Annotated in this window: 5 protein-coding genes; 1 reads left to right on the top strand and 4 read right to left on the bottom strand. The window is 61.8% G+C overall.

Annotation, left to right across the window (positions count from 1 at the left end):
- Window positions 1-188 precede the first annotated feature (188 nt).
- The 4 genes from IVA95_RS24630 to IVA95_RS24615 all read right to left on the bottom strand — a co-directional run bounded on the left by IVA95_RS24630 (window position 189) and on the right by IVA95_RS24615 (window position 6,161).
- Window positions 189-932: a hypothetical protein gene (locus IVA95_RS24630; protein WP_247512858.1), complete on the bottom strand. Its 744-nt coding sequence runs from the start codon at window positions 930-932 to the stop codon at window positions 189-191.
- 122 nt (window positions 933-1,054) lie between these two features.
- Window positions 1,055-4,150 carry a MexW/MexI family multidrug efflux RND transporter permease subunit gene (locus tag IVA95_RS24625; RefSeq protein ID WP_247512857.1) on the bottom strand — a complete coding sequence of 1,032 codons (3,096 nt, stop codon included), beginning with the start codon at window positions 4,148-4,150 and terminating at the stop codon, window positions 1,055-1,057.
- A 114-nt stretch (window positions 4,151-4,264) separates the two neighbouring features.
- Window positions 4,265-5,458, bottom strand: coding sequence for an efflux RND transporter periplasmic adaptor subunit (locus IVA95_RS24620; RefSeq protein ID WP_247512856.1), 1,194 nt, complete (start codon window positions 5,456-5,458; stop codon window positions 4,265-4,267).
- 1 nt (window position 5,459) lies between these two features.
- Window positions 5,460-6,161 (bottom strand): TetR/AcrR family transcriptional regulator, encoded by a 702-nt coding sequence (locus tag IVA95_RS24615; protein WP_213252150.1) that lies wholly within the window; start codon window positions 6,159-6,161, stop codon window positions 5,460-5,462.
- Window positions 6,162-6,472: 311 nt separating this feature from the next.
- On the opposite strand from IVA95_RS24615, the gene IVA95_RS24610 reads away from it, so the two are divergent.
- Window positions 6,473-7,693 (top strand): cytochrome P450, encoded by a 1,221-nt coding sequence (locus IVA95_RS24610; RefSeq protein ID WP_247512855.1) that lies wholly within the window; start codon window positions 6,473-6,475, stop codon window positions 7,691-7,693.
- Window positions 7,694-7,921: the final 228 nt, after the last annotated feature.

Genomic DNA, 7,921 nt, shown 5'->3' with positions numbered 1-7,921 from the left:
TTGCGTTCAATCGTCCGGTCGTAGCTGTTATCGCGCATTGGATCGTCCTCCAGTGGAGCGATCCAATCAGCGAATTAGTGAACATGCACAATTGCGAGCGAAGCGAAGCAATCCATAGCGTCGCAAAGGGAAAGATGGATTGCTTCGTCGCTGCGCTCCTCGCAATGACGACTAATCCACCAGCGGCTCTATATCACCAACTCCCGCAACACCCTTCGGCAATCCATTTCATATTCAAGATCAATCACCGGCGGCCGTGCAAAATGCCAGGTCAGCCCCGAACGCGCGGCGCCGCGGCGGACCAGCGCGTCGGCAAAGACGTGGTGGAAATCGTGGATGGTGTAGGTCTGCACATCCGTCGCGTCTTTCCAGCAGAACCCGAACTCGCCCATACGCCGCTCCATTACGCCGGCGACGTAGCGGACCTTCTCCGCAATACCCTCGGGGCTGATGTCGCGGTAACGCACGGTGCGTTCGGCATAGCTCGCATTGCCCTCCTGCGACTCGCCGCTGCCCGCGATCACGAAGCTTGGCGTCGTGCTTTGGCTCGGCCGCGTGAACGAAAAGGCGTAAAATGACGGCTCGGCCGGCGGATCAATCTCCGGGCAGACATTGCTGCGCGCCACCGGATTAGTCGTGCCGTCATAGACCCCCCACTCGCTGAGCGTCTTGACGTAGTGCAGGTTGAATTTGCGGAATCCCTCGTCGGTGAACGCCGCCGGCGAGCGCAGCTCGCAGGCGCAGAACGAGGTCAGCGGCCTGCCTGCCGCCTCAATGTACCTTGCGATCCGCGCAAAGCCTTCAGCCAGCGGCAGCCATTTATCGAAGCGCACCCGCTCGATCTCAAATCCGGGATTGGCTGCGACACCGCCCGAATACTGGAACACGGCGGGAATGAAACGGTAATTGCCGGCGGGAAAGTCGCTCGTCATATTGGCTCCCCTGTTTTCTTCCTTCTAGCATGAGGAACCGGCGGCGTCGCCGGGCTCGCGACACGAAAAACGGCGGCAGCGATGTCCGCTGCCGCCGTTGTCGTTTCTCGCGACGTGAACGCTCAGGTCGGCTTGAGCGCCGACCTGCCAAGATCGAAATCCGCGATCTCCTTGGTCCGCTTGGAGCCGGCCTTGGCCTGGTGATCGGTGGCCAACCAGACATAGACCGCCGGCAGCACGAACAGCGTGAACAGCGTGCCAATCGACATGCCCGCGACGACCACGAGACCGATCGAGAACCGGCTGGCAGCGCCCGCGCCTGTCGCGGTCAGCAACGGGATCAGGCCGGTGACCATCGCCGCCGTCGTCATCAGGATCGGCCGCAGCCGGATGCGGGCAGCCATTTCGATCGCCGAACGCTTGTCGAGACCTTCCTTGAGCTGCAATTCGTTGGCGAACTCCACCATCAGGATGCCGTGTTTGGTGATGAGGCCGACCAGCGTCAGCAACCCGACCTGGGTGTAGATGTTGATGGTCGCCACGCCGAAGAACAGCGGAATCAGCGCACCGACGATCGCCATGGGAACGCTGATCATGATCACCAGCGGATCGCGCAGGCTCTCGAACTGCGCCGCCAGCACCAGGAAGATGATGATCAGCGCGAAGCCGAAGGTAATCGCGAGCTGATTGCCTTCCTGCACGTACTGGCGGGAATCGGCCAGATAGTCGTGGCCGAAACCGGCCGGCAATTTCTTTGCTTCACCCTCCAGGAAGTCCACCGCCTGCCCGACCGTTACGCCCGGCATCGGCACCGCCGAGAACGTCGCGGAGTTGAGCTGGTTGTAATGCGTCAGCGCATTCGGATCGGTGGCGGTTTCGATCGAAACAATGGTCGACAGCGGCACTAGCTGCCCGGTGTTGGTCGGGACGTAGTAACCGCCAAGCGATTCCGGCGACAACCGCTTGTCACGCGGCACCTGCGGGATCACCTGATACGAGCGTCCCTCGAGGTTGAAGCGGTTGACGTAATTGCCGCCCAACAGCGTCTGCAAGGTAGCGCCGACCTGTGACATGTTGATGCCGAGGTCGCTCGCCTTGGAGCGGTCGACCGAGACGCGAACCACCGGCTGATTGAATTCGAGGTCGCTGTCGGAGACGATGAACAGACCGCTCTTGCGCGCCGCGTCCTTCAGCTTCGCCATCTGCTCATAGACGGCCTGGAAACCGGCGGTCGAATTGATCACCATCTGCACCGGCAAGCCGCCGGGCCCGCCCGGCAACGGCGGCAGGTTGAACGCAAACGCCTGGACGCCCTCGATCTTGCTGATCTCCTCCTGCACCAGCGGCTTCAGCTTGATCGAGGAACGCTCACGTTCGTCCCAGGGCTTGAGCAACATGCCGGCGATGCCGCCCTGCGGCCCGTTGATGCCGTTCAGAACGAAACGCAGGTCGGTCTCCGGAAAACTGGCAAAGGCCTTGTCGAGCTTGTCACCATAGAAGTCGATATAATCGATGTTGGCGTATTTCGGCGCCTTGGTCACCGAGAACACGATGCCCTGGTCCTCCTCGGGCGCGAGCTCCTTGGAGGTGTTCATGTAGAGAAAACCGACCAGACCCAGCATCGTCAACGCGAACAATCCGGTGATCGGACGATAGTCGAGCGAGCGGTCGAGCTGGCGGCCGTACCAGCGTGTCATTGAGCCGAACACGCTGTTGACCAGCCTCGAGAACCGCCCCTCGTCCGCGCTCTTCAGGAGGACCGAGCACATCATCGGCGACAGCGTCAACGCGATCACGCCCGACACGATCACCGAGCCCGCCAGCGTAAAGGCGAATTCGCGGAACAGCGAACCGGTCAGGCCGCCGAGGAAGCCGATCGGCGCGTACACGGCGGCAAGCGTAATCGTCATGGAGATCACGGGGCCGACGATTTCGCGCGCGCCTTGCAGCGACGCCTGCACCGGCGTTTTTCCTTCCTCCAGATGGCGATGGATGTTCTCCACCACCACGATGGCGTCGTCGACCACGAGCCCGATCGCCAGCACCATCGCCAGCAGCGTCAGAAGATTGAAGCTGAATCCCATCATCAGCATCAGGCTGCAGACGCCGATCAGCGACAGCGGAATCGTCACCACGGGAATGATGACCGAGCGGAACGAGGCCAGGAACAGGAAGATCACGACCACGACGATCAGGACGGCCTCGATCAGCGTGTTCTTCACCTCATCGATCGACGATTGAATGAACTTGGTGGAATCGTAGGCCACCTTCATCTTCATCGACGGCGGCAGGTTGCGTTCCAGCTCTGGAAACAGCGCGCGCACGCCCTTGACCAGCGTCAGCGGGTTGCCTTGCGGGGTCGCCTGCACGCCGATGAAGATTGCTCGCTCGCCGCTGAACGCGACGCTCGCGTCCGAGCTCTGCGCCGCAAGTTCGACGGTCGCGATATCCTCCACGCGCACGAAGCCGCCGTCCTTGGACTTGACGATCATCTTCTTGAACTGCTCGAGATTCCGCAGGTCAGTATTGGTCTGGACGTTCGAGACGATGAAGTAGCCCTTAGACTGACCGGCCGCGGCCTGGAAGTTGTTCGCGGCGATCGCCGCCGAGACGTCGCTTGGCGACACGCCGCGGCCTGCCATCCGCACCGGATCGAGCCACAGCCGCATCGCAAATGTCTGGCCGCCGAGGATGTCGGCGGATGCGACGCCGTCGACTGTCGACAGCACCGGCTGCACGACGCGCGTCAGATAGTCAGAGATTGCCGAGCCCGAGAGTTCGTCGCTGGAGAAACCGAGATACATCACGGCCGTGGTCTGGCCGGTCGTCTTGGTCACGACCGGATCGTTCGATTCCCTCGGGATCAGATATTTGACCGAGTTTACCTTCGCGAGAACTTCGGTCAGCGCCTGGTTCGGATCGAAATTCAGCTTGATGTAGACCTGAATCGTGCTGGTGCCCTGCACCGACGAGGAAGTGATGTAGTCTACGCCCTCGGCGGAAGCGACCGCCTGCTCGATCGGCGTGGTGATGAAGCCTTGAATCAGGTTAGCCGACGCACCCGGATATGAGGTGATGATGTTGACCACCGTGTTCGACAGCTTCGGATATTGCCGGATCGGCAACACGCTGGCGGCGCGCAGACCGATCAGCAGGATCAGCAGGCTGACGACGACCGAAAGAACCGGGCGCTTGATGAAAATATCGGTGAAGACCATCGTAAAATATCCCGCTGAATTCAGCATTTCCGGAGCGCGGTCGAGTCATAGACCGCCGCCCCTCTTTCGCCGCGGCTCCTCAAGAGAGCCGCAAAATTTATCAGTAGCGCGTTATCAGTAGCGCGGCGGCTTCGCCGGAATCGCCGGCACCGGATCGTTCGAAATCGTCACGGCAGCTCCGGACTGCAGCTTGAGCTGCCCCACCGCCACGACGCGGTCGCCCTCCTTCAAGCCCTTCAGGACTTCGGCGCGGCCCTCAATGCGCTTTCCGGTCTGCACGAAAGTGCGCGTCGCTATCAGGCTGGTCTTGCCGTCCTCCTCCTTCTTTTCACTGAGGAGGTAGACCGAGTCGCCATAGAGCGTGTAGTCGACCGCAGTTTCGGGCACGGTGACGACCGGCGGCTTGTCCGGCAGCACCACGGTGGTGGTCGCGAACATGCCGGGCTTGAGGATCTTGTCCGGATTCTGGATGGTCGCCTGGACACGAATGTTGCGCGTATCCGCCGCGATCTGCGGCTCGATGGTGGTGATCTTGCCCTCGAAGGTGCGGCCCGGATAGGCGTCGACACCGATACGAACGGTCTGGCCGACCTTGAGCTGGCCGGAATCCTTCTCCGTCACGGTGAAGTTCGCATACAACATCGACAGATCGGTCAGCGAGACGATCTGCGTGCCCGCAGTCAGATATTGTCCGACTTCCACCCTGCGAACGCCGAGTTCGCCATCGAACGGCGCCCGCACCAGCTTCTGCGAAATGATCGCTTCGGTCCTGGCGATGCCGGCGCTGGCCTGGTCGAACACAGCCTGGGCGTTGTCCACCGTCGCCTGTGGTCCGACCTGACGCTCGGCCAACTGCTTGGCGCGATCCAGCGAGAGCTGCGCCAACCGCTGCTGCGCCTTGTAGTTGGCGAGGTCTGCTTGCTCGGGACCGTCGAACAACTGAACCAGCGGCGTGCCCTGCTTCACGCTGGCGCCCGCCGTAAACAGGATATCGGTGATGCGGCCGTTGACGTCGGAGGTCACGTTGACCTGGTGCACGGCGGCGAGATCGCCGACCGCGGTCAGAAGATTCGGAATCGTCTCGGACGTCGCCGTGGCGATGTTGACGCTGGTCGGCGGCGGCTTCATGGTCGCGAAGAACTGCGCGATCATCTTGCCGCGGAAGTAGTTGAACCAGACCAGGCCACCAACCAGCAGGGCCAGCAGCGTTCCAACGATGATGAGCCACCGCACCATGCGGACCGGCCGCTTGTGCGGCTTTTCCGTTATCGGCTTGCCCGAAATCTTGTGTTCGGTCACGATATTCATGTCATGCACTTTCTGCAGTTACCGATTGTCCCGAATTCGGTGACAGCTCGCCGTCCAGATGAGAAGCAATTGCGGCTTGGGTAAGTCCGATGCCGCGCAGGATGAATTGACACAACTGCCGCTCCAGGTCGGCGGCGTTGCCGTAGGAAAGGCAGGGCACGGCCGGAAGCCGCGTCAGCGCCGCCATCAGCACGGTGTGGTGCGCGAACCAGAACAGGTTGAGCGGATCGCTGCCGATCCGCGTCGCGTCGCCGGCCGCTACAGCGCGCTCGATCGATGCTGTGAACACCGGCCCGATCAGACCGGCGATCTTGTCGTAAAGCAAACGCGCGAACTCGCCGTCATCGAGATGGCTGGTCGTCATCAGCCGCAGCCGCTGCGCTTCCTCCTGATCCGAGCCGTCCGACACCTCCATGAAATGGCCAACCATGCCCTTGACCAGCTCAACCAGTGTGGCAGTTGAGGGCTCCTGGCCGAGCAAATGCGCGAAATCCGGATCGGCCTCGCACTCCTCTGCGAGGATTTCGGCATAGAGCGAGGCTTTGGACGGGAAGTGCTTGAACAACAGCCCTTCCGAAATGGAAGCAGCCGCCGCCACGCTCTTGGTCGTGGTGCCGGCAAAGCCGTGACGGGCAAAGCACCGCTTGGCGGCGCTCAAGATCAATTGCCGCCGCAAGTCACTGGTCATGCGCAGGGTAGACATGGGGGTGTGAGTAATCACTCACCTTGACGAAGTCAAGGATCTATCGCAGCGCAACCCAGGGGATTCTGCCACCGGGTGACGTCAAAGACACAACCTCATCGCTTTGTTTGAGCACCAGTTTTTCCCGAATCCCGTTCTCGCCCTCCCGGCTTATCCCGGACCGGCAGCAACCCCAGCGCGCCGCGGACATGCCGGCGGAGCTTGCGCTTCCGCCTTGACGCCTCCGTGACGGCATTTAAGATAGTTGCAGACGCGACTAATTTGATTGTCGTTGTTTGTCTCAAGGGTCTGGCGAGAGAGTCTGGCGAGCCATGAATCTGGATGCGCGCGAACTGGCGGCCACATTCGACCTCGAAAAGCTGACGCCGGAGTTCTATGCCAACCCCTACCCGACCTATCGCGCGCTGCGCGAGAGCGAACCGGTCAAGCGGTTGCCGAACGGCTCGTATTTCTTGACCCGCTACGACGATCTGGTTGCAGCCTACAAGAACACCAAAGCCTTCTCGTCCGATAAGAAGAAGGAGTTCTCGCCGAAATATGGCGACTCCCTGCTCTACGAGCACCACACCACGAGCCTCGTTTTCAACGATCCCCCCGCTCACACCCGCGTCCGCCGCCTCATCATGGGCGCACTATCGCCGCGCGCGATCGCCGGCATGGAGCCTGATCTGGTCCGGCTGGTCGACCGCCTGCTCGACGCCATCGCCGCCAAGCGCAAGGTGGACCTGATCGACGATTTCGCAGCCGCCATTCCGATCGAAGTGATCGGCAATCTGCTCGACGTGCCGCAGGACGAGCGCGAGCCGCTGCGCGACTGGTCGCTGGCCATTCTCGGCGCGCTGGAGCCGGTGATCGGCCCGGAGGCCTTTGCCCGCGGCAACAAGGCGGTGAAGGATTTCCTGACGTACCTCGAAGGGCTGGTGGCGCGGCGACGGGCCAAGCCCGGCAATCCCGACCGCGACGTGCTGACGCGACTCATTCAGGGCGAAGACAATGGCGAGCGGCTGACCGAAAAGGAGCTGCTGCACAACTGCATCTTCCTGCTCAATGCCGGCCACGAGACCACCACCAACCTGATCGGCAACGGGCTGGTCGCGTTACTGAACCACGCAGGCGAGAAACGCCGGCTGATTGACAATCCCGAGCTGATCAAGACCGCGGTCGAGGAAATGCTGCGGTTCGAGAGCTCCAACCAGCTCGGCAATCGCATGACTGTCGAGCCATTCGAACTCGGCGGCGTCGCGATGCCGGCGGGCACACCGGTGACGCTGTGCATCGGCGCCGCCAACCGCGACCCCGCGCAATTCGCCGATCCCGAACGTTTCGATATCGGCCGTACGCCGAACCGGCATCTGGCCTTTGGCACCGGCGCGCATCAATGCGCCGGCATGGCGTTGGCGCGGCTCGAGGGCGCCATCGCGATCTCGCGTTTCCTCGCGCGCTTTCCGGATTATACGCTCGACGGTGAACCGGTACGCGGCGGCCGCGTGCGCTTCCGTGGATTTCTGAGCGTGCCTTGCACGATCAGCTAGAGCGCAGGCGATCTGCATCAGTCCTGCGTAGTAGAATCGTAATGTAAGCCACCCCCGCGACGAACGATTCCTGCGCTTGCGCGTTGATGCTCCCGGGCGACGAAGCGAGGGAGTGAGATCATGCTTTCGAGCCGCGCTCGCATCGCAGCATTTTTCCTCGGTATCTCCGCGATAGCGGTGAGCACCGGCTCGTCCGCCCAGGATCGAAGAGGTTTCGGCGCAGGTGGT

It is taken from the genome of Bradyrhizobium sp. 157 (assembly GCF_023073815.1).
Taxonomy (GTDB): domain Bacteria; phylum Pseudomonadota; class Alphaproteobacteria; order Rhizobiales; family Xanthobacteraceae; genus Bradyrhizobium.
This window is presented reverse-complemented; position numbering and strand designations above follow the sequence as displayed.

Bases quoted from the DNA above. Each gene is read 5' to 3' on its own strand.
- IVA95_RS24630 (WP_247512858.1), bottom strand. From the start codon at position 932: ATGACGAGCGACTTTCCCGCCGGCAATTACCGTTTCATTCCCGCCGTG.
- IVA95_RS24625 (WP_247512857.1), bottom strand. From the start codon at position 4,150: ATGGTCTTCACCGATATTTTCATCAAGCGCCCGGTTCTTTCGGTCGTC.
- IVA95_RS24620 (WP_247512856.1), bottom strand. From the start codon at position 5,458: ATGAATATCGTGACCGAACACAAGATTTCGGGCAAGCCGATAACGGAA.
- IVA95_RS24615 (WP_213252150.1), bottom strand. From the start codon at position 6,161: ATGTCTACCCTGCGCATGACCAGTGACTTGCGGCGGCAATTGATCTTG.
- IVA95_RS24610 (WP_247512855.1), top strand. From the start codon at position 6,473: ATGAATCTGGATGCGCGCGAACTGGCGGCCACATTCGACCTCGAAAAG.